We start from the raw sequence: 25600 nt of genomic DNA on the forward strand, positions 1-25600 counted from the left end.
CAGCAGGCTCAGCCCTATTCTTCGCTGTCTTCGTCTTCTTCTTCCACGAGGCGGGCGACCGACACAACCCGTTCGCCTTCATTTGTGCGAAGAACCCAGACACCTGACGTTGCCCGACCGGCGATGCGGATCTGGTCGACATGCGTGCGGATCAGCTGGCCACCATTGGTGACGAGCATGATCTGGTCATTGTCTTCCACGGTGAAGGATTGCGCGATCTTCTTGACCGGCCCCTTCTTCTTGTCGCGGCCCCAGATATTGTGCGCCACAAGGCCCTTACCGCCCCGTCCCGTGACCCGGTAGTCGAAGGAAGACGAGCGCTTGCCCATGCCATCGTCTGCGATGGACAGGATGTACTGGTCACGCGCCCCAAGCTCGGCGATCCGTTCCGGGCTGAGAGCGGCTTCTTCGGTGCTGTCATCGGCCTCATCATCAGCCATCACATCACCAGCATCATCGTCCTCGTCCTCACCGGTCGCAGCCCGGCGCATGGCCGCAGCATGCTTCAGATAGGCTCGCGCTTCGGCGGACGTCACTTCAATATGGTGCAGTATGCCCATCGAGATGACCTCGTCGCCCTTGTCGAGACGGATCCCGCGAACGCCCGTCGAGTTACGGCCAGCGAACACACGAACATCGGTCACCTGGAAGCGGATACACTTACCGAGAACCGTCGTCAGCATGACGTCATTGTCTTCGGTACAGATCTTCACCGACACAATACCATCGCCCTCGTCGAGCTTCATCGCGATCTTGCCATTGCGATTGACGCGAATGAAATCGCTGAGCTTGTTGCGGCGGACGGTACCGGACCGGGTCGCGAACATGACATCGAGCTCGTTGCGGCTCTCCTCATCGTCCGGCAGGGGCATGACGCTTTCGATGCGTTCATCCTTGGCCAACGGGAAAATGTTCACGAGCGCCTTACCGCGGGACTGCGGGGAGCCAACAGGCAGGCGCCACACTTTTTCCTTGTAGACCATGCCTTCAGAGCTGAAGAACAAAATCTCCGTATGCGTATTTGCCGTGAACAGACGGGTTACGAAATCCTCGTCCTTCATCGACACGCCGGAACGCCCTTTGCCGCCGCGATGTTGGGCGCGATAGGTCGACAGCGGAACGCGCTTCACATACCCGCCATGGGTCACCGTGACGACCATGTCTTCGCGCTCGATGAGGTCTTCATCGTCCATGTCGGCATCAGCGAAGGTGAACTCCGAGCGGCGCGGCACGGCGAACTTGTCCTTCACCTCGTTGAGCTCAGCCCGGATGATGTCCAGGATGCGCGGACGCGACCGCAGGATGTCGAGATAGTCTGCAATCTTCTCGGACAAGCCCTTGGCTTCATTGCCGATTTCATCACGGCCCAGACCTGTGAGACGGGACAGTTGCAGCGCGAGAATGGCGCGGGCCTGCTCATCGGAGAGGAAAATCGTATCGCCTTCGCCCTTACGGGTCCGCCGGTCGGCAATCAGCTCCAGCATCGGCCCCATATCCATCACCGGCCAGGCTTTGGAAAGAAGCTGCTCACGGGCCGCATTGGGATCCGGCGCATGCCGGATAATACGGATGATCTCGTCAATATTGGCCACGGCGAGGGCGAGACCAACCAAGACGTGCGCACGATCACGCGCCTTGTTGAGTTCAAATTTCGTACGCCGGGCAACCACTTCCTCACGGAACTGGATGAAGGCCTGCAGGACCTGGCGTAGATTGAGCTGCTCAGGACGACCGCCATTCAGCGCGAGCATGTTGACCGGGAAAGAAGTCTGCAGCTGCGAGTACCGGAAGAGCTGGTTCAGAACCACATCCGCGCTCGCATCCTTCTTGATTTCCACAACCACGCGAATGCCGTGACGGTCAGACTCGTCGCGCAGGTCGGCAATGCCCTCAATCCGCTTGTCGCGGACGAGCTCGGCGATTTTCTGCACCATCGTCGCCTTGTTCACCTGGAACGGGATTTCGGTGACGATGATCGCCTGACGTCCGGATTTAACCTCTTCGATCTCAGTCCGCGCGCGCATCAGAACAGAGCCGCGCCCCTCAAGCAGTGCCTTGCGAGACCCGGCATAACCGAGGATCAGCCCGCCAGTCGGGAAATCCGGACCGGGGACGATCTCCAGCAATTCCTCATCATCAATCGCAGGATTGTCGATCATGGTGAGTGTCGCGTCGATCACTTCGCCGAGATTATGCGGCGGGATATTCGTCGCCATGCCGACCGCGATGCCGCCGCCGCCATTGACCAGAAGGTTCGGAAACTGCGCCGGCAGAACCATCGGCTCCTGCTGCGAGCCGTCATAGGTGTCCTGGAACTGGACCGTATCCTTGTCGATGTCAGCGAGCAGGTATTGCGCCGCCTTGGTCATCTTGGATTCGGTATAGCGCATGGCTGCCGGCGGATCATTGTCGATCGAGCCGAAATTGCCCTGCCCGTCGACCAGGGTCAGCCCCATGGAGAAAGGCTGCGCCATCCGCACCAGGGCGTCATAGATCGCGCTGTCGCCGTGCGGGTGATAGTTACCCATCACGGCACCGACGATGTTCGCGGACTTCTTGTACGGCTTGTCAGGCGTATTGCCGTTGACCTGCATCGCATACAGGATCCGGCGGTGAACCGGCTTCAACCCGTCGCGCACATCGGGGAGCGCACGGCTGACAATGACGCTCATCGCATAGTCGAGATAGGAGCGCTTTAGCTCGTCCTCGATATCGACCGGGTCGATACCATCCTCATAATGAGGGTCGTCGTTTTCCGGCTCTTCTGGCGGTGTATTTTCGTCGCTCACGGAAGCCCTGCCTCTGGTCTCTTTGCGCGAGCCCGAATCGCCCGCTGAATCTAGCTTTCAGACTAGCAGGCGGGGGGCCGATACACAAACGTCTGCGGCGCTTTTCAGCAGTGCTGACGCCCATCAGTTCAAACTTGAAACCCAGCCCTCCGCGAGAGCAAATCCCCACCCGCCGCCGCGGCCGTCGTTCCGTCCTTTTTATAGGCCCGGATAACGGTCTTGCCGGTGATCCATCTGTGGACCTGCCTGGCCTCATCCGGGATGGTGAAATCGATCGACATCCCTGTTGTCCCGTTTTCTCTTCGCCCGCACGCTCGTCGGCGCGAGGCGTACTCCACCGCCCAAAACGCCGCCCCTGACGCAGCATGATCTCTCCCGCAGCGCGAGCGTCAAAGCGGGATTGATGCACGATGGCCAGGCGCTAATCTGCAATGCGTAGATCCCGGAGAATCAGCCATGCGCCCTTTTTCCATGAACCGCCGCTCGGCATTGTTGCTGACCGCCGCCGGACTTGGCAGCGCAGGTCTTGCCCCGGCAGCTTTCGCTGACCGCGCAAAAAGCCCCTCTGGCTGGCACACCGGCACCTCGCTGCCCTTCCCCGTCCAGGAAATCTATCCGGCCCGGCATGCCGGCCGCATTCATCTGGCTGGCGGCTTTGTCGCCGAAAATGGCCGCATCACCGGACCGACATCCGCGCACCATGCCTACAACCCCAACACCGGCACCTGGCAGCTGAAGGCCCCGCTCCCGTCTGCGCGTCATCACCCGCAGCTCATCTCTTATCGAGGACACCTCTACTGCATTGGCGGCTACGAATCTGGCGAGGCGGGCGCTTGGCAGATGCGCGGCGGTGTCTGGCGCTACGATGAGGCGTCAAACGCCTGGGCCGTCGCGCCAGCCATGCCGGTCCCCAATGGCGAAAGCGTCACCGAAGTCGCCGACGGGCTGCTCTTCGTCATCGGCGGCCGGCTGCCAAAAGCTGACCGCAATCTCGACTGGAGCGACCAGACCGACATTGCCACCGCATGGGCCTTTGACGGCTCTAAATGGTTCGACGTCGCCCCCATGCCGACGGCACGCAACAGCGCCGCCAGCGGCGTCATCGATGGATACGTCCATGTCGTTGGCGGGCGGACCGTCGGCGGCGGCAATGAATCAACGCATGAAATCTACGACCCGGCATCGGACCGTTGGGAGCGCCGTGCCCCCATGCCAAAGGCGCAGGCCGGACTGGCCGCCGCCGCACTGGGCAACAAGCTCTACGTGTTCGGCGGCGAGTATTTCGACAGCCAGGGCGGCGGCGTTTACCCGGATGCCTGGGTCTATGACGCCATCACGGATAAGTGGACTGCGATCCCCGACATGCCGCGCCCGCGCCACGGTCTGGGTGCGGTCACGCTGGGCCGCGACATCTACGTCATCGGCGGCGCACAGCAAGCCAGCGGTAATGACACCAGCGCAGCGGTCGAAATCTACACGCCTTGACCGGTCGCTCCGATCACGCCAATAGCGCCCCTCATGGCTGACGCGACCCCCGAAACCGAAAATCTCGAACAGCACAAATGGTATGAGGATGTTCAGGCCCTGCTGCTTGGCACGCTGCTTCTCTCCTTTGGCGTGACGCTTTACAGCACGGCCATGCTGATCACAGGCGGTCTCGCTGGCACCAGCCTGCTGGTGGAGTTCGCGACGCCGTTCACCTTCGGCACCGTCTTCTTCGTGCTCAACCTGCCTTTCTACATCCTGTCCTTGATGCGGATGGGCTGGGGCTTCACGATCCGCACATTCATCGCCATCGCCCTCATCTCGGCGATGACGCGGCTCATTCCGATGTGGATGGACTTCTCAGCGCTCGATCCGATCTTTGCATCGGTTGCGGGCGCCGCGATGATGGGTGTTGGCCTGGTCATGCTTTTGCGCCACCGCGCCGGCATTGGCGGCATCACGATCCTGTCCCAATTCCTTCAGGACAAAGGCATCATCCGCGCGGGTATCTTCCAGCTGATCGTAGACCTCGCCATCCTGGTGGTCGCGTTGTTCATGCTGCCGCTGAAACTGGTCGCTCTGTCGATTGTCGGGGCGTTCGTGCTGAACCTCACCGTGGCGATCAATCACAAGCCGGGCCGTTATCGCGGCATGAGCTAAACCATCACGCGCCCCTCTACCGGGCTTTTTTATTCCTCGATCATCACGGGGCGCAGGTCGATCGACTCAATGTGCCACATCCGGTCTTCCATCGATGCGCCGGGGACATTGTTCACGCGGCTGAGCAGCACAGGCCCCTCCATGCGATAGGCGTCGCCATTCTGCAGCTCGCCCGACATGGTGACCTGAGCTTCATAATAGACAGTGCCTGCCGCGCCTTCCTGGCGCCCCGGTTCGGCGTCGATCTCGATCGTCTTGTATTTCTCATAGGCCCGCTCGAATTCCTCGGGCGCCATGCCGCTGGCTTCGCCGTTTTGTCCCCAGACCTGACGCGCCGTTTCCCAGTCGCGTGCTTCGAGCGCGTCGGCCCATGTCTCCAGCGTGTCTTCTGGCTTGCCAGCATCGACCTCATTGGTCTCGATGGTGTCTTCAGCAGGCGCCGCATCCGCCTCGTCCGGTACAATCGAGCGGTCGCCGGTTTCTTGCGCGCCGCAGGCTGCGACGATCGCAACAAGCGCAGGAACAATGATACGGTGGGTCATCAAGAAACTCCTCTTTCGAATGAGGACAAACGGCCTGCAGGGAGCATGCGTTCCCGCCGCTGCGCAATTGCATCGGTCTCAGCGTGTGCGGTCTTCCACCACGCTGACCTCGTGTTTGGCGTTTTTCTTGAGGACGATGTCGGCATGCTCGCGCATCGGAAGAATGTGCTCTTCCAGATTCGGCAGGTTGATCTTCCGCCAGACGGACATGGCGAACGCTTCAGCCTGCGGCACCGTCATATTGCGGAACTGGGCATAGAAAGACGTCGGGTCGTGCTCGGCTGCATTCCAGAACCGCATGAAACGCGCCAGGAACCACGTCTCTATGTCGCGCCGCTCAGCATCGAGGTAGATCAGGATATCAGGTCGGTCACGCTCACCCATGGGGCCGCCCGGCGGCTCGAACCCAAGCCCTTCCAGGATCAGCAAATCCGGCCGTGACAGCGTGCGAGCCTTGGCCGGATTCACATCATACGTCTCGTGATCATAGGCCGGGATCCGCGCCTGACCGAGCCGAATAGACCGGATGGCGGCCGCCAGCGCCTCACGATCATAGGTCTCCGGGAAGCCCTTGCGCATCATGAGCTCGCGCTTTTCGAGAATGGCGTTCGGCAACAGGAAACCGTCCGTTCCGACAATCTCGGCGCCCGGCTCGGGCGCAAGCGTTTCGGCGATCGCCTTGGCCAAGGTCGATTTGCCAACAGCGACCGACCCGGTAAGGCCGACGATCAGGTAATCGCGCTCTTCCTGGAGGGCGCGAAGACGCGAAGCGACCTCATCGATCCCTTCCCTCTCAGCCATCGCCCTCTCCTATGTTGTGAAGAGTCTAGAACGGAATTTCGTCTTCGAAATCCTGATTTCCGAAATCCTGCGGCGGGCCATCCAGCTGACGCGGACCACCGCCGCCACCACCACCGCCGAAGCCACCACCCGAACGGCCACCGCCGCCGCCCTGACCGCCGCCAGCGCTGTCGAGCATGGTCAGCGTGCCATCAAAGCCTTGCAGCACGACTTCGGTTGAATAGCGGTCATTGCCATTCTGGTCCTGCCATTTGCGGGTCTGCAGCTTGCCCTCAACATAGACCTTGGAGCCCTTCTTCAGATAGTTCTGGGCAATCCGGACAAGGCCTTCGGAGAAGATGGCGACCTGGTGCCACTCGGTCTTCTCACGGCGCTCGCCTGTATTCTTGTCCTTCCAGGTCTCTGACGTTGCGATCCGCAAATTGCAGACCTGGCCGCCATTCTGGAACTGGCGGACCTCAGGATCCGCGCCGAGATTGCCAATCAGAATGACCTTGTTCACCGAACCTGCCATGTCGCGCTCCATTCATTTCGTCTTCGAATCGTCTGTTTCACCCTGTAATACGAGATCCACCGCCTGTCGCCCTTCGGTCCCACAATTTCACAAGGCGCGCCATGAACTGACTTTCAATCACCCCGTTTGTTCTTGTTTTGTTTCTTTAGCGAGACCATCCGGCAGTTGTCAACTCGGCCCCGGCAATTAAGCTCGCCAGCAGATTCTCAGGGACTTGCAGGGACGATTCACGCACATGATCGAAATACCCACGACCGTAATGAACATTGCGGCGATCTCGATTCCATTTGTCAGCGATTGGCTAAAAGATGCCAGCGCTTTCGATATCGCTACGCTGATCGGTACCGGTATCGCGATCATCCAGTTTGTTGTGTGGGTCGCCGGCGCTGAGGCGAGGCGACGTGAAAAGGCGGAAACCGTCGCGCGCGCCGAGCGCGCCGAAGCAGAACGCGACGCTCTGAAGCGCCAGGTGGATGCATTAATGGAGCAATCCACTGAGCAGACCGGCCTGGTTCGTGACATGCATGAGAAACTGGATCGTCAGTTCAAGGCCTATGTCGCTCGCGCAGAGGCCGGCTCCGCTTCAGGCAGCGGCCCTGCAGACAAGGAGGATATCGCAAAGGCCAAGGCCGCTGTCTTCGACATAGCGAGCACCGGCGAAACGTTTGAACAGGCCATCGAGATTGCGCTTCAAGGAGATGAGTCCGGTTTCTACACGCTCATCCGAGAAGCCGAAAAGCGCAACGACATCGATCTTTGGATACGTATTGCACACGTTGCCCGGCTCAATGCTCCGCGCATAGCCATGCGGGCACTCGAGGAAGCCAGGAAGATGGACCCCAGCGATCCGGGAATCCGGTATGAGCTTGCAAGGGTCTACGGCAATATCGGACGCACTGAAGAGGCGAAGGCGCTGTTTACCGACCTTCTTGCTGCGTCAGAGACCACCCGTGAACAGAGAGCACACGTGCTACTCGAGCTCGGCTATATTGCCGAACATCAACACAATATCGATGAAGCTAGAGATTTTGTTGAACGCGCCAGAAGCCTGTTTCACGAATTCAAAGATCCAATCTCGGAGCTCGATTGCGTAGCATTGCTGGCCGAATTCGCGCGCCTTCAGGGGCAGCCATCACTGGCAGAAACACACTATAGGGCCGCCCGGGCTATCGTCAGCGGGCTTTCTGATCCCGAGCAAAAAATAGATGGCCGCGATATACTCGCCATTGTCTGCGAATCGCTCGGCAAGCAGACCGAAGCGGAAAGTCACCACCGCAATGCCCTGCAGCTGAGCAGGGAGATCGGGAACACACGGTCGGAAGCCGACCAGCTAGAGTCGTTCAGCCGGTTCCTTCTAAGCAATAAAAACTACCTTCAGGCGATCCGAAACGGCCGCGCAGCCCTTAAACTTCATACGGAAATTGGGAATAAGGTAGCCTTGCCTCGCCTTCACGAAGTTGTCGGGGCAGCCTACGCCGGAAGAGGTGAACCAGACCAGGCCCGCGAACACTATGCCCGGGCCTTGGCCCTCAGCGAAGACTTCGGTCAGCTAAGCCTATCGGCAGACGTTCTCAATGGCCTGGGCCTTCTGGACGAAAAGGCGGGTGACCTGGACAGCGCCGCAATGAATTTCGAGAAATCGTTGAGCCTCTGTCAGGACACCTCTGACCGCAAGGGCCAATCGCTCCTTCTGGAGAACCTTAGAAGGGTCTTCGACAAGCTCGGCCAAAAGGAGCGCGCTTGCGAATTCGGCCTACGCAAATTGAAGCTCGATCGCGAACTCGGCCTCGAAACATCCTCTCTGGAAACATGGCTACGCGAAAAGGGCTGCTTGAACTGAGCCTGCGTCAGGCGTCTGAAAGTTCAGACGGGGCGGTCTGGTCTTGCACCGGAGCGGACCGGAGGAGCTCAGGCAATGGCTCGCCCGCCTCGCGCAAGGCGAGCACATCGTCATCAACCGGCTCGATCAGCAGCCGCCGATAGTCGACGAAATAGTTCTGCGGATTGTCCCACGGCTTCTCTTCGCCCTGGCGCGGGATCCATTTAGAGCCACGTTTCACATAACCGGCCGTCAGGTCGAGCAGCATCTTCTTGTGCCCATAGTCGTCCACGCCAACCGGCAGGAAAACCTGCTTTCCGACGCGGTCCATATGACTGATCAGGCGGCAGAGATACCGAACGCCCAGCTCAAGCTTCAATGTCCAGCTGGCGCCGGCATAACCGAAGACAACCGCCGCATTCGGCAGGCCTGCAAAAAGAATGGACCGATAGCTGATCAGGTCCGACGGCTCGATCGACGCACCATCGAGCCGCACGTCGGCCCCGCCGAAAGAGACAAGCTCAAGCCCCGTCGCGGTGACGATGATATCCGCCTCGATCTCCCGTCCGCTTTCCAGCTTGATACCGGTCTTCGTGAACCGCTCGACCGCATCGGTGACCATCTCGGCCTTGCCCTGGCGAATAGCCTCGAAGAAGTCGCCATCCTTCGACACGCAGATGCGCTCATCCCATGGGTTGTAGCGCGGCGTGAAATGGGTCTCATAGTCATAGTCGGGACCCAGTTCCTTGCGGGTCCATTTGTCGATCAGCTTCTTCACGCGGTCCGGTCGGCGGCGCGACATGCCATAGATGATCTGCTGCATGACCAGCGCTTTCCAACGCGTCAGCTTGTGGCCCACCTTCTTCGGCAGGAAGCGAAGCCGCTTTGACATCGGATCCACACTGGGGCGCGTCACCACATAAGCTGGCGAGCGCTGCAACATGGTTGTATGGGCCGCCTTTTCGGCAAGCGTCGGGACCAGCGTGATCGCCGTCGCCCCCGAACCGATCACGACGACGCGCTTGCCCTCATAGTCGAGATCGTCTGGCCAGAATTGCGGATGCGCGATGGTTCCCTCAAACTCATCCTTGCCATCAAACTTCGGGTCGTTGCCGCGATCATATCGGTAATAGCCGCTGCAGAAGACGACCATCGTACCGGTCAGCGTCACCTCTTCTCCGGTTCCGACCTTCTCGGACTTCAGCGTCCACTTTGCCTCTTCGGTGGACCAGTCCGCAGACAGCAATTTGTGACCGAACCGGATCAGCGGAAGGATCTCGTTTTCGCGTGCCGCTTCCTCGATATAGTCGCGGATCTTGTCGCCGTCGGCGATGGCTTCCTTGCCGCCCCACGGTTTGAAGCGATAACCGAGCGTGTACATGTCGCTGTCGCAACGCACGCCCGGATACCGGAAGAGGTCCCACGTCCCGCCAACGCGCTCGCGCTGCTCAAGGATGGCGAAGCTCTTGCCTGGAAACTTGCGCTTGAGGGTGACCGCCGCGCCAACGCCCGACAGGCCCGCGCCGACGATCAGTATATCGAAATGGTCTGGTGTATCGCTCATGCCGGTCCTCAAGCGCTCAAACCCCACCTTTTCAGACCGTCCGGGCTCTGAAAAGCTAAGTCAACTGGAAGGTGTATGTGAGGCTGTACAATTCGCGGCTCAGGACGTTTTCGGTCCGCACAGCACGAATCTTGGCGGCGGCCACCTGCATTCACGGCCTTGATGGCGCCTCCAATTGCGCCAAATTTAGAGGCTGACTGGACCATGCGCGCTACAATGCGGGTGCTCGCGCACTCTGTTCTTTTTTTGTTCTTGTCGCCGCGCTGGACTCCGGGCACACATATGATTGAACACCAAGAAGACCTCATCAAGGGCGATTGCTGATGACCTCCCCGGACCTTCGCATGATCCGCGTGCGCGGCGCGAAAGAACACAATCTGAAGAATGTCGACGTCGATATCCCGCGCGACAAGCTGGTCGTGATCACCGGCCTGTCCGGCTCGGGCAAATCCTCGCTCGCCTTCGACACGATCTATGCCGAGGGACAGCGGCGTTACGTCGAGAGCCTCTCGGCCTATGCGCGGCAATTCCTTGAGCTGATGCAGAAGCCGGATGTGGAAAGCATTGAAGGCCTCTCGCCAGCCATCTCCATTGAGCAGAAGACGACCAGCCGGAACCCGCGCTCGACGGTCGGCACCGTCACCGAGATTTACGACTATATGCGCCTCCTCTGGGCACGCGTCGGCATTCCCTATTCGCCGGCCACCGGCCTGCCCATCCAGAGCCAGACCGTCTCCGAAATGGTCGACCGGACCATGGACCTGCCCGAAAAGACCCGCCTCTACCTGCTCGCGCCGATGATCCGCGGCCGCAAGGGCGAATACAGGAAAGAGTTTGCCGAGTTGCTCAAGAACGGCTTCCAGCGCGTGAAGGTTGATGGCGAATTCCATGACCTCGAAAGCCCGCCGACGCTCGACAAGAAGTTCAAGCACGACATCGACGTGGTCGTTGACCGGATCGTCATCCGCGAGGGCATGGAGCAGCGCCTCGCCGAGAGCTTCGAGACCGCCCTCGGCCTCGCCAACGGCATCGCCGTGCTGGAATATGCCGACATTGAAGACGGCGAGACCGAAGCGAAACGCATCACCTATTCGGCCAATTTCGCCTGCCCGGTTTCCGGTTTCACCATTCCCGAAATCGAGCCGCGCCTCTTCTCGTTCAACAACCCGTTCGGGGCCTGCCCGACCTGTGATGGCCTGGGCGAGCAGTCAAAGGTCGATCCGCAACTCGTCGTGCCCGACAAGGATCTGACCCTCGCCAAAGGCGCCATCGCCCCATGGGCGCGCTCGTCTTCGCCGTATCAGACGCAGACACTACAGGCCCTGGCCGACCATTACGACTTTGACCTCGACACGCCCTGGAACAAGCTCTCCGAGGATGTGCGCGACATCATTCTCAACGGCACGGGCGACGAAGAAATCGACTTCGTCTATGATGACGGCCTGCGCCGCTACGAAGTGAAAAAGACCTTTGAAGGCGTCATCCCGAACCTCAACCGCCGCTATCGCGAAACCGAAAGCCAGTGGTCGCGCGACGAGATCGCCAAATTCCAGTCAGCCGCCCCCTGCCCGGCCTGTAATGGCAAGCGCCTCAAGCCCGAAGCCCTGGCGGTCAAGATTGACGGCCTCGACATCTCCGACAGCGCCGAATTCTCCATCAAGGAAGCCGGCAACTGGTTCGGCCAGGTCGAAGCCACGCTCTCCGACCAGCACAAGGAAATCGCGAGCCGCATCCTGAAAGAGATCAATGATCGGCTGATCTTCCTCAACGCGGTTGGTCTTGAATACCTCTCCCTGTCGCGCGCCTCCGGCACCCTTTCCGGCGGTGAAAGCCAGCGCATCCGCCTCGCGAGCCAGATCGGCTCCGGCCTTCAGGGCGTGCTCTACGTCCTCGACGAACCCTCCATCGGCCTCCATCAGCGCGACAATGAACGCCTTCTGGAAACGCTGAAGCGCCTGCGCGATCTCGGCAATTCGGTCCTCGTCGTCGAGCACGATGAGGACGCGATCCTCACAGCCGACCATGTCATCGATATGGGCCCGCGCGCTGGTGTTCATGGCGGAGAGATCATTGCCGAGGGCACACCGGAAGAAGTCATCGCCCATCCGGATAGCCTGACGGGTGCATTCCTCTCCGGCAAGGAAGAGATCGCCATCCCGCCGAAGCGCCGCCTGTCAAAGAAGACCCGCGCGCTCACCATCAAGGGGGCAACCGGCAACAATCTCAAGAATGTTGACGCCACGGTGCCGCTCGGCACGTTCACCGCCATCACCGGCGTCTCCGGCGGCGGCAAGTCCACCCTGATCATCGAGACGCTCTACAAGGCCCTCGCCCGAAAGCTGAATGGCGCGTCAGCCGCTCCGGCCCCCTATGAGAGCATTCAGGGCCTCAATCATCTCGACAAGGTCATCGATATCGACCAGTCGCCGATCGGCCGCACGCCGCGCTCCAACCCGGCGACCTATACCGGCGCCTTCGGCCCAATCCGGGACTGGTTCGCCGGCCTGCCAGAAGCGAAAGCCCGCGGCTACAAGCCCGGCCGTTTCTCGTTCAATGTCAAAGGCGGGCGCTGCGAAGCCTGCCAGGGCGACGGCGTCATCAAGATCGAGATGCACTTCCTGCCCGATGTCTACGTCACCTGTGAGACCTGTAACGGCAAGCGTTACAATCGCGAGACGCTGGAAGTCCTCTACAAGGGCAAATCCATCGCCGACGTGCTGGACATGACGGTCGAGGAAGCCGAGAAATTCTTCTCCGCCGTGCCCGCCATCCAGTCAAAGATGGAAACGCTGAACCGCGTCGGCCTCTCCTACGTAAAGGTTGGCCAGCAGGCGACGACGCTATCGGGCGGTGAAGCCCAGCGTGTGAAGCTCGCCAAGGAGCTATCCAAACGCGCCACCGGCAAGACGCTCTACATCCTTGATGAGCCGACCACGGGCCTCCATTTTGAGGACGTCCGCAAGCTGCTCGAAGTGCTGCATGAACTGGTCGATACAGGCAATACCGTCGTCGTGATCGAGCACAATCTCGACGTCATCAAGACGGCAGACCACCTCATCGATATCGGCCCTGAGGGCGGCGATGGCGGCGGCAAGATCGTCGCGACCGGCACGCCTGAAGACGTCGCTGCCGTCGAGGACAGCTGGACCGGCCGATTCCTCGCCGAAACCTTCCGCCGCCAGGACGAACGCCGCGCCGCCCGCAACAAGGTCAAGCGCAAGGCGTCAAAGGCAAAGGAAAAGCAGGCGGCTGAATAACCCCACACCGCTCACTATGTGCCGCTTCCTCAATTGGAGAAGCAGACCCGCTCTGTCTGGCCGGATTCCGTCGTGCCTGTATTGTAGCAGCGCGTGGTCGGGCGGCTGGTCGGCGAATTGCTGGAGCTATTCGGCGTGTTGGCATAGTCACTGAGCCCCTGAAGGATCTGGTCCCACTCGCTCGGTGGAGCCGGATTGGCAGCTGCATAGGCTTCTTTTCTCAGCTTCTCTTCATAGCGCTTTTTAGCGCTCAGGAAGATGCCTGACGGTGTGGCACTGCACAAATCCCAGGTCATGCCGTCCGGCGCTGCTCGCACAAGCCGGTAATATTCGACCTCTCCCGGCGTCGACGGACGCGAGATCCCGTTCCGGAGGTCGCTTCGTACGACGCCCATCAGTGTGGCGCAGCTGTCTACGTCGACGAGGGAGACGAGCTGTTCGTTCGGCGCCATCTTGGCCATCCGGCTTTCGACGTAGTTTCCCCAAACATCGCCATCAATTTCTCGCGGGGAAAGGCGCCTGCGTGCCTCAAATGGATCTTCGACCGGCTCAAACTTGTCGAGGGGCTGTTCCACAGCCCAGACAGAAACGGCATCTGGAATTTCTGGCTCCGCTTCGCCGTTTCGAACTTTCGTATAATAATCGTCCGACCACTCAATTGCCCCATCCGGCAATGGACGGGTCGGTGAATGTTCACCGGATTTGGTCCGGTAAACGAGGCTATAGGCCATACGATAGGCGTCCAGACCTTTGATTCTTTCTGCAATCGGCCGGTTTGCATAAGCAATCCGTGCCTGCTCGTCGGCCTGACGCTTCTGCTCCTGGCGTTCGGGATAGGCCAGAAGAAACGCGAGCCCTGGTTCAGGTACAACCGCGCAGGCTTTTACCGGCGTCTCCTCGCCCCAGGGCGTCAGATAATGCTCCAAGGCTTTTGCCCAGGTCTCGTAGTTCACGATCTCAGGCGGCAGCCCTTGAGGATAATACTCGTAGTTCTGAATGGCACGGGCGAGATCAAAACACGCATCCATGTCGAAATCGCCCTCAACGAGCCCCACGTCGGCGAGCGTCGGTAGAGCAGGATCATCCCCGAAGCAGGTCCCAAGGCTTCGCATCGCAAATTTAACAGCCTCAGGTGGAGGCCTGTCGGTGAAAACCTTTTTAAGCGGGTTTTTATTCCGATTGTCAGTTCGGTTTCGATTAAGTTCTTTGACAGTCTTTCGATGTGGCTTCCATCCGCATTTCCCATTGGCTTCTTTTTCGAAGCAGCTTGAAAATGCGTATTGCCAGTTGTTCCATCGTGGGAAGTCGGAAGCACCTTCGAGTCCGTAGGCATACCAGGTCCAGATATAGAGCTCATGGGAGTAATAATTCCGGTTTGTTCCACTATCGAGAAACGAGGTTTCGCTACTGAGCATACAAGTCGGACTGTCGATGGAATTCGTGGATTGCGCGCTTGCAGAAAAGCCGAGCGCCAGACCGATGCCTAGCATCGCGAAAAAGCGGGTGAATGCTGAAAACAACGACAACTCCTGCAATGGACTACGACGGAGCCCGCTGGTTCCGCGTCCTAAGTCTCTGGCATTGAGTAACGATTCCAAGACTGGAGCATAGCCCCCCAAAGGGTTATCCCGGATCATTCCGCCGGACAATTGCCAACGCAATCGATCTTAAGTGGATTTGCCCCTCACGCAAACACATCCGGCGCTTGCGCGACACCGCCGCCGCGCGGGTCGGTCTTGGCCGCGAGGGCAGCGGGTCCGGCCCACATATAGATGAAGAAGCCCTGCGACAGCAGACCGGTCAGGAAGGCCATGGTCATCGGCCCCAGCACGTCGAACGACATGACCAGCGTGAAAAGCTTCAAAGGGTTGTTCTCGCTCGCCGCCTGCTCCAGCGCGGCGATCTGATTGGTCAGCATGGCAATCACGGCTGCTCCAATGACAGTCCAGATCGCGTAGAACGCGATCCAGATGACGATCATCAGAACGATATAGGCCCCGAGCAGGGACCAGAACCGGCCTCTTGTTGCGCCCCATGCGCCAAAGAAGGTGATGCGCCCGTCACGGATCGTCATGGCGGAGGCCGGGGACAGACGCACTGCGATCCACAGCCAGGCGAATCCGAACAGGAAAAAGCCGGCCACAATCACCAGCGCACCGCCCGCTTCATTGTCCACCACATTCACGATAGGGCTGGCGATCATCGCCGTGACAATCATGGTGACGAACTGACCAATGACCGTAAACGCCGCCCAGATGAAGCCGACCGCGATCAGGCGAAACTCATCTGCGCCAAGCCTGACCCGAAAGCCTTCTTCTCGCACATAGCGGCGCTGGATCGCGGCCTCGAAGACGGACCAGAGGAGGATCGTCAGCACAATCATCGCGACATAGGAGAATACCAGCCAGCCGACGATTTCGGTGATTCGCCGCACGAATCGGCGTTCCATCTCCGCTTCGCTGCCGCCGGACGCCACATCAATGAAGACGTCGAACCAGATATTGAAGAGCGGGCGAAACAGCATGTAACCGACCGCCGCCAGCAGCACAGCCCCCAGCGCATAGGCCAGGAGGTACTGCCACACAAAGCCGCGCGGACCATTCGCTCGCGCAAAGTGCAGGAAGGCATTGCTGAAACTGAATCGATTTTCCATGGCGCGAACGTCCCCAGATTGTATGCGCCAGAGCCAGATCAGCCGAATGTCGTGTCGGCGTCAACTCTATTCGGAGCGAGGCGTTGATAAAGCGCCGCCGCCAGGCCATGGCCCAGCCAGTAGAACGGTGCCGTCACCAGCGTCGCAAGGCCTGTCGCCACGGCTCTCATTACTGACTGGCTCATCTCGGCGTCTTCCGCGGCCCCGGTGTAGAAAGAAAAGACCGCTTCAAAACCCATCGCGTACATCACGCCCGTGGCGACCAGCGTCAGCACCAGCCAGGGGATCAGCTGCAGGAAAACCCAGAGGAGCGCAATGCGCGACACATGTTTCGACGTCCACGGCCAGCTCCTGAAGATGGTCAGGTCACGTTCGGCCACGGTCGCAACGCCAAACAGGAACAGCCGAAGGCCCAGCCAGACGAGCCCGGCCGCCGCCAGGAGCAGCAGCAGGTACAGGACCACAGCGCCGCCAGACGAGGAAAGCGCCCGGATCGATTCCCAGACGGCCTGCGAGGAATCCAGCGTTTCGGATGGATCGTAGCCCGTGCTGCCAATCAAGACGCCCGCAAAGATCGAGAAGAAGAGCGTCAGCAGGAAGAGCAGGACGAAGTAGAGCCCATATATAGCCAGATTGGCCAGGAACAGTCGGATCGCATCGGAGATAACCGAGCGCGTACCGGCTTCAGGCAGGATCCGGCGATACATGTCGGCTGACCAGAAGCAGCCCACAAAAATCGTGATCAGGCCTGTCGTCATCCACAGGAAGACCAATTGCCCGCCATGATTGGCGATCGTGTTGAAATAACTCTGAATCCCCACCGCCACGGCGAACAGGAGAAGCGCTGGCGCCGTCGGCAGCATCACGCGCCGCGCCATTGCAAAGGCATCGCGGGCCACAGTATCGAACCGCATGGAAGATGCTGCCGTCATATCCCTGCCTGTCCTTCGCGGAATCCATCGGGCCTGACCATCCTTCCGGCCAGGCAAAAATGTCTTGCCTCGACGCCTGACGTTTTTAAACCCCGCTGCGTCAGTCGGACGCGAGCCTCACTCAGGCAAACAGCGGCCACGCACGCTCATCACGAAGCGAACCAGGGTCGAACTATCCTCTTCCGACAGATCTTCAGGCAGATGGTCCATCATACCGTCTTCGGAGCCGGCCTCGCGCGCATCGGCAGCAGACTGCGCGGCGGTGACCAACTCGCTATAGAGGCTCTCGTCCAGCGAGCTCTGCGCCTCTTCGTCCATACAACTGCAGAGGTTAGCGGGCATGTCCGTTCGCACGCATGCCTCGACGAACTCGCTCTCGCCGGCGGGCGCGGCTTGCTCGCATCCGCCGGTCACGACAGCCATCACACCCACGACCAATAGAATGACCGCCGCACTCTCGCGCGGCGGTCTTTTATTCGCGTCCCTCATCACGACTTAATCGTCGCGCCGGGCGTCAGGCAGACGATCATTGATATCGTCGCGGATGTCGAGCAGGGTCACGATCAGGCCGCAGACGAGGCTCGCTGCGATCCAGCCAACGGCTGCGCCGACCGCGATTTCAAGCGCGCGTGCCGGCGTTCCTTCCAGTCCCAGGAGGTCGCCCGCAAACGCCCCCTCCTGGTACACGCCCATCAGGATACCGGCGACGATGATCGCGACATAAGCGACGTAAACCATCGTGCGGAAACTGTTGATGATAAAGAACTTCATTTGTGTCCCCTTTCAACCAAGGTGGGAGGCCGGTCCCACGATCAAGCCGACCTTCCCGAAGTAGCTTAGCTCAGGTTGCGCCGCACGTCATCGCGGCTTGCATCGCGAACGACATGAATTGACCCTGCTCTTCTGGCGAGAGGTCTTCCATCATGGCATTTGCAGATTCTTCGCCTTCCTTGGCGGCTTTGGCGAGCTTGCCATAGAGATCATCGCTGAGATTTTTTTCAGCCGAATCTGCCATGCACTCGCAGGTTTCCTTGTCGGTTGACCCATCGTCGAGACAGGCACTGACAAGCGCTTCACGATTGCTACCGCCGCCGCCGCCACAGGCGGCCAGGCCAAACAAGGCTGCTGACGCAAAAACAAAACTTCTCATTAGGCAAACCCCTTCCTCATTCGGTTGCTGAGGCGAAGTTTTCACGATTTTCCCGGGCTGACCAGTAAAAAACGGCTCATTCACGGCGCAAAAGGCGATCCAGCTGGAACCTGTTGCCAAATGTCTTCAGGAAATCCGCCTTCACCCTGGCCGGGTCATAGTCCTCGTTCACCCAGTCAATGAACGGCTTTGGCTCATCCGTAGTCTCGGCGATATAGGCCTCGAAGAAGGCGTCCAGCATGCCGGTCTTGCCGGACTTCACATGCAGGTATTTTCCTGACAGCTGCTCAAGCGCCTTCGACACCGGCATCTCCTGCCGGAAGATCATGTAAAGCGCGCTCATCAGGCCTGCCCGGTCCGCGCCAGACTTGCAGTGCATCAGAGCCGGATACTCGATCGTATCAAACAGCGCCTTGGCGGCATTGATCGTTTCCACCTTTGGCGTGTCCCGGGAGAAGACCTGAAAATCGACGAGCGCAACGCCCTCGGCTTCGCAGGCCTCTTTCTCCAGCAGGTAATATCCCTTCGTGCTCTCACCGCGCAGGTTCACGATTGTCCGGATACCGCGCAGCCGGGCATGCTCGCGCACCTGACGAGGATTGGGCTGGTTCGCGCGCCACATTTCCGGGCTGATCTGATGCAGGTTCTGAAAGCTCTCGCGCAGGAAACCGTGGTCACCGAGGACGAGTTCCCGCTCGGCGCGCTGGCGGCCCTTCGGATCGCCAAGATCAGCTGCGATGTGGGGCGTCTTTTTCTTTTTTCGCTTCTTGGGCGTGGGTTTCGCGTCGTTTTCAGTCATATAGAGCGCCTATCGAAGCGGGTCCCGTGAGGCAAGCAGCGCCCCTCACACGTCTTGTTGAACACAGCTTGCCTAAACAAACCGGTAACCTCGTTTGAATAGCCTGACTCTCGAGCAATCAGCTTAGCCGTTTACGGATCTTCACGATGGCCTTCCTGCCCGTTTCGCGCGCCTGTCTCGCGTCTATCGCGGCAACGCTTATGGTCGCCCCAATCGCGCATGCGCTCGGGATCGGCCTGCAACCGACCAGCGTCGAAATGGACGCCGAGCCAGGCACCCGCCAGCGCCAGGTGATCAGCATCGCGAATGTGAACCCGGAAAAGACGATGTCACTCACGCTCGGCCTCGCCGACTGGACGCTGGACCGCGATGGCCAGATCCAGCTGGCTCCGCCGGGAGAACGCGAAGAGTCCGCATCCGAATGGGCGCGCTTCAGCCCGGCTTTCGTGACGCTCAAACCGGGCGAAACCCAGCAGGTTATTGTCGATATCATCACCCCACCACGGCTTGAGCGGTCCGGAGACTTCCGTTTCGCCCTGCTGGCATCGACCATTCTGCCCGACACCCGAACCAGGCAATCCGGCGTCTGGAGGAAGTACGAGGTCGCAACCCTGTTCTACCTCACCGCCGATCCCGCAATGAGCGAACCGGCAGTGCGCGATGCACGCCTCTCGATCTCGCCCAACGGCAAACAGGTCATCGACCTGATGATCGAAAATACGGGCAATGCCCATGCCCGCCTTGAGGGCAACGTGCTCATCGAGGGCGACGGCGACAGCGTCAGCATCCCGATCTCAAACCTGGTCGTCCTGGATGGCGGCGAGCGTGAATTCCAGGCGCGAGTGCCTGGGGACTTGCCGGGCAAGCCGAAAGTCACCGTCTCGTTCGAGAATATATTCGCGCCGCAAGCGTCTGGCGGTGTCATGCCGATCAAGACCTACACGGCCCCGCTGACCATTTCCGGCGCGTCGGTCGGTTCGGGATCCGACGTCTACCGCGACTAGTCGCGCTGATAGCCCATCCCCTCAAGCATGGACACCGCATCGTAGAGCGGCAGGCCGACAATCGCTGTGTAGGAACCGTTGATACTCTTGATCAGTGCCGCGGCTGGCCCCTGTATGGCGTAGCCGCCGGCCTTGCCGATCCCGTCCTTGCAGGCGACATAGCGCGACACGTCCCTATCGGTCAGCCGTTTCAACACCACCCGCGCCGTGACCACACGAACAGACTGTCGCCCATCCGGCGCCATGACGCTGATGCCAGTCAGCACTTGGTGCGCGCGGCCTGATAGCAGGGTGAGACACTCGGCGACCTCCTCATCGCTCTCGGCCTTGGGCAGCATGCGCCGCCCCATGGCCACGACCGTATCGCCGCCCAGCGTGAACTGACCGGCCTTGTGCACGGCAAGCACCTTCTCGCGAGCCAGCCGCTCGGCCAGCTCCCTCGGCGTTTCGTTTTTGAGAGGTGTTTCGTCGATGTCGGCGGGCGCAACGTCATCCGGCACGATGTCTGCCAGCTTCAGCAATTGAAGTCGCCGCGGGCTCGCGCTCGCCAGCACCAGAGGCGCGCGCGTATCAACCACTTTATTTGAAGCGGTACGTGATCCGGCCCTTGGTCAGATCGTAAGGGGTCATTTCGACGAGGACTTTATCGCCCGTCAGAATACGGATGCGGTTCTTGCGCATCTTACCGGCCGTATAGCCGATAATCTCGTGATCATTTTCAAGCTTCACACGAAACGTCGCGTTTGGAAGCAATTCCATAATCGTTCCGTTGAACTCGATTAGTTCTTCTTTTGCCATTGGCACTCCTGGATTGGCCGCGGAATCGTTTCCGCAGACCGTATATAGGAGCGGTTCGTATCTTTCGTCACCTATAAGAGCAAGCCGTTAACACCAGATTGGATGGTTTCTGCAGTAACGATAACGGCTTGGATACGATTTTTAACTACAAATTGCCGGGACATAATGGGATTTTACGTGAATGCTTGAAACGTTGTCGACACACCAGGGACTTCCCGCTGAGGCAGTCTACATCAATTTCCGCAACATTCTGGACAATATCCCGTCAGCCTACATGGTGATGGATCGGGATTTGCACATTGTCTACGCTAATCCGGCCTATCTGAACTATGTTGAACGCAGCCTCGATGACGTTCTCGGCCAGTACATTTTCGATTGTTTCCCGGAAGATGAGAAGCGCGTCAACGCGGTGAAAGAGCGCTTTCTGAAGACGCTTGAAGGTAAAGTCACACTGCTAGACCGACAGTATTTTCAGTTCACCCATGCGGATGGCTCAACAAGTGAGAAATGCTGGCAGTGTGTCCAGACGCCCTATTACGGCGCGCACGGAAAAGTCTCGTACATCATTCAGCACGCCGATGACATCACGACGGCCGAAGAATTGCGCCAGAAATACGAGATGATCGCACGAGAAATGGATCACCGGGTGAAAAACACCTTTTCGGTGGTTCAGGCTGTCGCCTCGCTCGCCGGACAGGGCGCCGCGGACATCGACGAATTTCGTGAACAATTCAATTCGCGCCTGACGGCTATGAGCCGAACTCATTCCGCACTGTGCCACAAGGACTGGAACGGCCTGTTGCTGAGCGAAATCATGAAAAATGAGCTAGAGCAATATGGCGGGGTTCCATCGGACCGCATCTGCATGAAAGGCCCGGATATCCTGCTCGGCCCGAAATCCAGCCAGGACGCCTCGATGATCATTCATGAGCTGGCGACCAATGCGGCAAAATACGGCTGTTTTAGCCGCCCCGAAGGCCGGCTCGGCCTTTCCTGGTGGACCGAACGCTCAACGCAGACCCTGATCGTCGAGTGGGCGGAGACAGGTATGTCGGGCATAACCGAACCTGAAAGCAAAGGCTTCGGTACCCAGCTCACAGAGCTCATGCCGACCATTGAGGTCGAGCGCATCTACCGCGATGAAGGCCTGCTGGTGCGCACATCCGTTCCGCTGGCGATCGCAACCCGCAACCCCTTCAAACGCTCCAGGCTACGGCGCGCGGGTCTGCCCCGCATGCAGCGCGCAAATTAGGGTGAACAGACGCCGGGCGGTATCGAAATCGACCTCGATCTTACCTTCCAGTCGCTCGGCGAGCAGCTCCGATCCTTCATTGTGAATGCCGCGCCGGGCCATATCGATCGCCTCGATCTGATGCGGTGACTGGGTCTTGATCGCGCTGTAATAACTCTCGCAGATCATGAAATAGTCGCGGATAATTCCCCTGAAAGGCGAAACCGACAGGATGAATGTATGCACCTGCGTGCCGTCTTCTTCCCTGATCTGGAAAACGAGCTTCCGCTCCATCATCGACAGATGAAGCACGAATGGCCCGCCATCATGATCGATAACGCCGAAACTATTGTCCTCGATGAGGTCAAATATCGCGACGCGGCGCTCATGTTCGGCATCCGGGCCGCTGCTGCTCAGCGTCTCTTCATCAATCTCGACGGCGATGAGGCGATTGTCAGCCATGACCTCCGCCTTCATTTGTCCGGATCGAAATCGATCGCGCATGGGCCGGCAGCCCTTCGGCTTCAGCCAGCTTCAACGCGGCTGGCGCCAGGGCCCGGAAGCCATCGGCGCTGGCGCGCTGAACACTCATCCGCTTCAGAAAATCATACAGACCGAGACCAGAGCTGAACCGCGCGGCCCGGCTTGTCGGCAGCACATGGTTAGACCCGGTAACATAATCCCCCAAAGCCTCAGGGGTGTGGTGTCCTAAAAACACAGCTCCCGCATGCCGGATTTCAGGCAGCAAGCTGTCAGGGTCTTCAATCGCAAGCTCCAGATGCTCAGCGGCAATTTTATTAGCAATTTCAGCAGCTTGAGAGAGGGACTGCGCTAAAATTATCGCACCATGACTGTTCCAGGCCTCTCGCGCTCGCAATTCTGTGGACAAAGATTTCAACTGCTTTTCCACAGCGTTATCCACAGACGTACCCACAGCCTTGTTCACAGTAATCAAAATCGACTGTGAACTTGCGTCATGTTCGGATTGACTCAGCAAATCGGCGGCAATCCAGTCCGGGTTTGCCGTCTCATCCGCAATCACCAGAATCTCCGACGGCCCGGCAATCGTATCGATGCCAACCGTGCCGAAAACCTGCCGCTTTGCTTCAGCGACATAGGCATTGCCCGGCCCGACAATCTTGTCGACAGGCTCCAGATGCCCCGCTCCATAGGCCAGCGCTGCTACAGCCTGGGCACCGCCAATCGGATAGAACTCATCCACGCCCGCTTTCAATGCCGCATAGGCCACGGCTGGCGAGAGCTGCCCGCCAGGCGCCGGCGCTGTCATCACGACCCGCTTCACACCGGCGATCTTCGCCGGAACCGTATTCATCAGAACCGAGCTTGGATAAGAGGCAAGACCGCCCGGCACATACACGCCCACGCTATCAAGCGCGGTCCAGCGCCACCCCAGTTCAACACCGGCATCGTCGGTGAACTGGTGATCGTCCGGCCGCTGTTTCTCGTGATAGGCCGCGATGCGGGCGGCCGCGAAGTCGATCGCCTCTTTCAACTCTGCCGGACATCCGGCCGCGAGCGCATGCAGGTCGACATTGTCCGACTGCAGCGTCGATGGGTCGAGCGTCAGCCGGTCGAATTTCGACGTGTAGCGCGCGACAGCCTCACCGCCATGTTCGCGCACATCCCTGATGACGTCACGCACAGTCTCGGCGACATTGTCGACAGCGCCGCGCGGCTCTTTCAGAAAAGCCTGAAAGACCATGCGGAAATCAGAAGCTGTGGCATCGATCCACCGAGCCATCAGCGCTTCCTCCGCTCATGGCTTGGGGTGTGGCGCGTGGTCCATTCATAATCGCTGTCCAGCATCGTCACATCAAGCGCCTCGACCTCCAGCGCCAGTTCGCCATCGCCTGCAAACATCAGCGTAACGACGCCGCCCGGCGCTTCAGCATCCGGCGTGAACGTCGCACTCAGCAATGAGTAGACCATATCCGGGTCAGATTTCGTGATCCCGCGCGTCTTCACGGACAGCACACCATCGATCGCCAGCAGCGACCGGATTCTCGTCTTCGGTTCAGACTTTTTCTTGCCGATCGACTCTTCCCACCGGAACCGGTTGAGCTCGATCGTAAAGCGTCGGCGGCGCGCCTCGAATTTCAGGTTTTCCGCCTTGGTGACAGAATCCTGCAGGCTCGCCGAGATCACGGTGAGATCGTCTGCATCCTCTGCGATCAGCCGTAGCGGCCTCGACTCTGCCATAGGCTTACCAGCCCCTATTCTTCCTCAGCGCTCACGCGGCGGACATCAGCACCGACCGCATTCAGCTTTTGCTCCAGCCTCTCGAAACCGCGATCCAGATGATAGATGCGGCTCACTTCCGTCTCACCTTGGGCAGCCAGCGCGGCGATGACAAGAGAGACAGACGCACGCAGATCAGTTGCCATGACAGGCGCGCCTTTCAACGCGTCAACGCCCTTCACGATTGCCTCATGTCCGCGCACTGAAATATTCGCTCCAAGACGCGACAGTTCCGGCGCATGCATGAACCGGTTCTCGAAGATATTCTCGCGAATGATCGACGTGCCATCGGCCAGGGACATCAGCGACATGAACTGCGCCTGCATGTCCGTCGGAAAGCCCGGATGCGGCGCGGTATCAATGTTCACAGCGTTCAATCTGGAGCCATTGCGCTGAATGCGGACCGTTTTGGCATCCTTGTCGGTATCGACGGTCACACCGGCATTGCGAAGCGCATGGTTCACCGCGCTCAACGCCGCGACAGGCGCATTGGTCAGCGTGACGTCGCCGCCAGCTGCTGCAACCACCATGGCATAAGTGCCCGCTTCAATGCGGTCGGGCATGACGGCATGGGTCGTTCCATGAAGTTTCTCGACGCCCTCAATCGTGATCGTCGCCGTGCCGGCCCCGGACACTTTGGCGCCCATCGAGTTCAGACAGTCAGCAAGATCGGCAATCTCCGGCTCACGCGCGGCGTTTTCCAGCACCGTTTCGCCATCGGCTAGCGTCGCCGCCAGCATGGCATGCTCTGTCGCGCCGACCGAGACGAACGGAAATACGATGTGTGCGCCTTTGAGCCCGTGAATGGCCGCCGCCTTCACATAGCCTTCTTCAACCAGCAGGTCCGCGCCCATCGCCTCGAAGGCCTTCAGGTGCAGATCGACAGGCCGCGCGCCAATCGCGCAGCCACCCGGCAGGGACACGGTCGCATGGCCATAGCGCGCGAGCAGCGGGCCGAGCACATTGAAGCTCGCCCGCATCTTCCGCACCTGCTCATAGGGCGCGATGGTCGAGGTGAGCTCAGCCGCATTCAGATGGCAGGTCGAATCACCCTTCGGCCAGTAGACCTCCACCCCAAGCGTCGCCAGCAGCTGTGAAAGAAACCGCGTATCGGCCAGGTTCGGCATATTGGTCAGCGTGACCGGATCCGGCGTCAGAAGCGCAGCCGCCATGAGCTTCAGCGCCGAGTTCTTCGCGCCAGAGATCGGGATTTCCCCGGAAAGCGGTTTACCGCCGGTGATTTTGAGTCTGTCCATGGGGAGTTCTTATAGTGTGGTTGACGGCGCGGGAAAGGCGGGAATGCGGCTATTGCAGACACATTCTGGAGCGCGCTCGACTCGGTG

At 59.5% G+C, this 25600-nt stretch carries 24 protein-coding genes; 6 read left to right on the top strand and 18 right to left on the bottom strand.

What is annotated here, in order from left to right; genetic code table 11:
- Positions 1 to 14: 14 nt before the first annotated feature.
- Entirely contained in the window at positions 15 to 2789 is a 2775-nt protein-coding gene (gene gyrA, locus WNY37_RS12705) for a DNA gyrase subunit A (protein WP_342973759.1), read from the bottom strand.
- A gap of 456 nt (positions 2790 to 3245) precedes the next feature.
- Here gyrA and WNY37_RS12710 point away from each other — a divergent pair, with 456 nt between their 5' ends.
- Both WNY37_RS12710 and WNY37_RS12715 read left to right on the top strand, forming a co-directional pair.
- Positions 3246 to 4274, top strand: a complete 1029-nt coding sequence (locus WNY37_RS12710) for a kelch repeat-containing protein (RefSeq protein WP_342973760.1) — start codon at positions 3246 to 3248, stop codon at positions 4272 to 4274.
- Positions 4275 to 4307: 33 nt separating this feature from the next.
- Entirely contained in the window at positions 4308 to 4934 is a 627-nt protein-coding gene (locus WNY37_RS12715; RefSeq protein ID WP_342973761.1) for a YitT family protein, read from the top strand.
- 29 nt (positions 4935 to 4963) lie between these two features.
- On the opposite strand, the gene WNY37_RS12720 is transcribed toward WNY37_RS12715, so the two are convergent.
- The 3 genes from WNY37_RS12720 to ssb form a co-directional block, all read right to left on the bottom strand.
- Positions 4964 to 5476, bottom strand: coding sequence for a hypothetical protein (locus WNY37_RS12720; protein WP_342973762.1), 513 nt, complete (start codon positions 5474 to 5476; stop codon positions 4964 to 4966).
- A 78-nt stretch (positions 5477 to 5554) separates the two neighbouring features.
- Positions 5555 to 6277 carry a type I pantothenate kinase gene (locus tag WNY37_RS12725; RefSeq protein ID WP_342973763.1) on the bottom strand — a complete coding sequence of 241 codons (723 nt, stop codon included), beginning with the start codon at positions 6275 to 6277 and terminating at the stop codon, positions 5555 to 5557.
- 25 nt (positions 6278 to 6302) lie between these two features.
- Complete coding sequence (gene ssb, locus WNY37_RS12730) at positions 6303 to 6791, bottom strand: single-stranded DNA-binding protein (RefSeq protein ID WP_342973764.1); 489 nt, start codon at positions 6789 to 6791, stop codon at positions 6303 to 6305.
- A 235-nt stretch (positions 6792 to 7026) separates the two neighbouring features.
- On the opposite strand from ssb, the gene WNY37_RS12735 reads away from it, so the two are divergent.
- Complete coding sequence (locus WNY37_RS12735; protein ID WP_342973765.1) at positions 7027 to 8631, top strand: tetratricopeptide repeat protein; 1605 nt, start codon at positions 7027 to 7029, stop codon at positions 8629 to 8631.
- A gap of 7 nt (positions 8632 to 8638) precedes the next feature.
- Here WNY37_RS12735 and WNY37_RS12740 read toward each other — a convergent pair whose 3' ends face one another.
- Positions 8639 to 10174, bottom strand: a complete 1536-nt coding sequence (locus tag WNY37_RS12740) for an NAD(P)/FAD-dependent oxidoreductase (RefSeq protein ID WP_342973766.1) — start codon at positions 10172 to 10174, stop codon at positions 8639 to 8641.
- A gap of 323 nt (positions 10175 to 10497) precedes the next feature.
- Here WNY37_RS12740 and uvrA point away from each other — a divergent pair, with 323 nt between their 5' ends.
- A complete protein-coding gene (uvrA, locus tag WNY37_RS12745; protein ID WP_342973767.1) occupies positions 10498 to 13431 on the top strand; it encodes an excinuclease ABC subunit UvrA in 2934 nt (977 codons plus the stop codon).
- Between the two features lie 29 nt (positions 13432 to 13460).
- Here uvrA and WNY37_RS12750 read toward each other — a convergent pair whose 3' ends face one another.
- The 7 genes from WNY37_RS12750 to WNY37_RS12780 all read right to left on the bottom strand — a co-directional run bounded on the left by WNY37_RS12750 (position 13461) and on the right by WNY37_RS12780 (position 18965).
- Positions 13461 to 15068: a hypothetical protein gene (locus WNY37_RS12750; protein WP_342973768.1), complete on the bottom strand. Its 1608-nt coding sequence runs from the start codon at positions 15066 to 15068 to the stop codon at positions 13461 to 13463.
- A 47-nt stretch (positions 15069 to 15115) separates the two neighbouring features.
- Entirely contained in the window at positions 15116 to 16084 is a 969-nt protein-coding gene (locus tag WNY37_RS12755) for a hypothetical protein (protein ID WP_342973769.1), read from the bottom strand.
- Positions 16085 to 16122: 38 nt separating this feature from the next.
- Positions 16123 to 17016, bottom strand: coding sequence for a hypothetical protein (locus WNY37_RS12760; protein WP_342973770.1), 894 nt, complete (start codon positions 17014 to 17016; stop codon positions 16123 to 16125).
- A gap of 117 nt (positions 17017 to 17133) precedes the next feature.
- On the bottom strand, positions 17134 to 17505 hold the full coding sequence (locus tag WNY37_RS12765; RefSeq protein WP_342973771.1) for a hypothetical protein: 372 nt from the start codon (positions 17503 to 17505) through the stop codon (positions 17134 to 17136).
- Between the two features lie 6 nt (positions 17506 to 17511).
- Positions 17512 to 17787 (bottom strand): hypothetical protein, encoded by a 276-nt coding sequence (locus WNY37_RS12770; protein WP_342973772.1) that lies wholly within the window; start codon positions 17785 to 17787, stop codon positions 17512 to 17514.
- A gap of 70 nt (positions 17788 to 17857) precedes the next feature.
- On the bottom strand, positions 17858 to 18166 hold the full coding sequence (locus WNY37_RS12775; protein ID WP_342973773.1) for a hypothetical protein: 309 nt from the start codon (positions 18164 to 18166) through the stop codon (positions 17858 to 17860).
- Between the two features lie 76 nt (positions 18167 to 18242).
- Positions 18243 to 18965 carry a sulfur transferase domain-containing protein gene (locus WNY37_RS12780; protein ID WP_342973774.1) on the bottom strand — a complete coding sequence of 241 codons (723 nt, stop codon included), beginning with the start codon at positions 18963 to 18965 and terminating at the stop codon, positions 18243 to 18245.
- 146 nt (positions 18966 to 19111) lie between these two features.
- On the opposite strand from WNY37_RS12780, the gene WNY37_RS12785 reads away from it, so the two are divergent.
- The gene (locus tag WNY37_RS12785) at positions 19112 to 19969 is read left to right on the top strand and encodes a hypothetical protein (protein ID WP_342973775.1); all 858 of its coding nucleotides are present in this window, start codon (positions 19112 to 19114) and stop codon (positions 19967 to 19969) included.
- Here WNY37_RS12785 and WNY37_RS12790 read toward each other — a convergent pair.
- Positions 19966 to 20547 carry a nucleoside triphosphate pyrophosphatase gene (locus tag WNY37_RS12790; protein WP_342973776.1) on the bottom strand — a complete coding sequence of 194 codons (582 nt, stop codon included), beginning with the start codon at positions 20545 to 20547 and terminating at the stop codon, positions 19966 to 19968. The two genes, WNY37_RS12785 and WNY37_RS12790, sit on opposite strands and share 4 nt — an antisense overlap.
- Before the next feature lies 1 nt (position 20548).
- Positions 20549 to 20767: a translation initiation factor IF-1 gene (infA, locus tag WNY37_RS12795; protein WP_084394245.1), complete on the bottom strand. Its 219-nt coding sequence runs from the start codon at positions 20765 to 20767 to the stop codon at positions 20549 to 20551.
- Between the two features lie 181 nt (positions 20768 to 20948).
- On the opposite strand from infA, the gene WNY37_RS12800 reads away from it, so the two are divergent.
- The gene (locus WNY37_RS12800; protein ID WP_342973777.1) at positions 20949 to 22019 is read left to right on the top strand and encodes an HWE histidine kinase domain-containing protein; all 1071 of its coding nucleotides are present in this window, start codon (positions 20949 to 20951) and stop codon (positions 22017 to 22019) included.
- Here the strand turns inward: WNY37_RS12800 and WNY37_RS12805 are convergent.
- From WNY37_RS12805 to murA, 4 genes are read right to left on the bottom strand one after another with little or no spacing between them, the layout of a single operon-like run.
- The gene (locus WNY37_RS12805) at positions 21978 to 22460 is read right to left on the bottom strand and encodes a UPF0262 family protein (RefSeq protein WP_342973778.1); all 483 of its coding nucleotides are present in this window, start codon (positions 22458 to 22460) and stop codon (positions 21978 to 21980) included. The genes WNY37_RS12800 and WNY37_RS12805 overlap by 42 nt on opposite strands.
- The gene (gene hisD, locus WNY37_RS12810) at positions 22453 to 23760 is read right to left on the bottom strand and encodes a histidinol dehydrogenase (protein ID WP_342973779.1); all 1308 of its coding nucleotides are present in this window, start codon (positions 23758 to 23760) and stop codon (positions 22453 to 22455) included. Before hisD ends, WNY37_RS12805 begins: the two co-directional genes overlap by 8 nt.
- Complete coding sequence (locus tag WNY37_RS12815; RefSeq protein ID WP_342973780.1) at positions 23760 to 24218, bottom strand: DUF2948 family protein; 459 nt, start codon at positions 24216 to 24218, stop codon at positions 23760 to 23762. Before WNY37_RS12815 ends, hisD begins: the two co-directional genes overlap by 1 nt.
- A gap of 14 nt (positions 24219 to 24232) precedes the next feature.
- Complete coding sequence (gene murA, locus WNY37_RS12820; protein ID WP_342973781.1) at positions 24233 to 25513, bottom strand: UDP-N-acetylglucosamine 1-carboxyvinyltransferase; 1281 nt, start codon at positions 25511 to 25513, stop codon at positions 24233 to 24235.
- Between the last annotated feature and the right edge of the window lie 87 nt (positions 25514 to 25600).

Origin of the sequence: Henriciella sp. AS95, from assembly GCF_038900055.1 — a bacterium.
Taxonomy (GTDB): Bacteria; Pseudomonadota; Alphaproteobacteria; order Caulobacterales; family Hyphomonadaceae; genus Henriciella.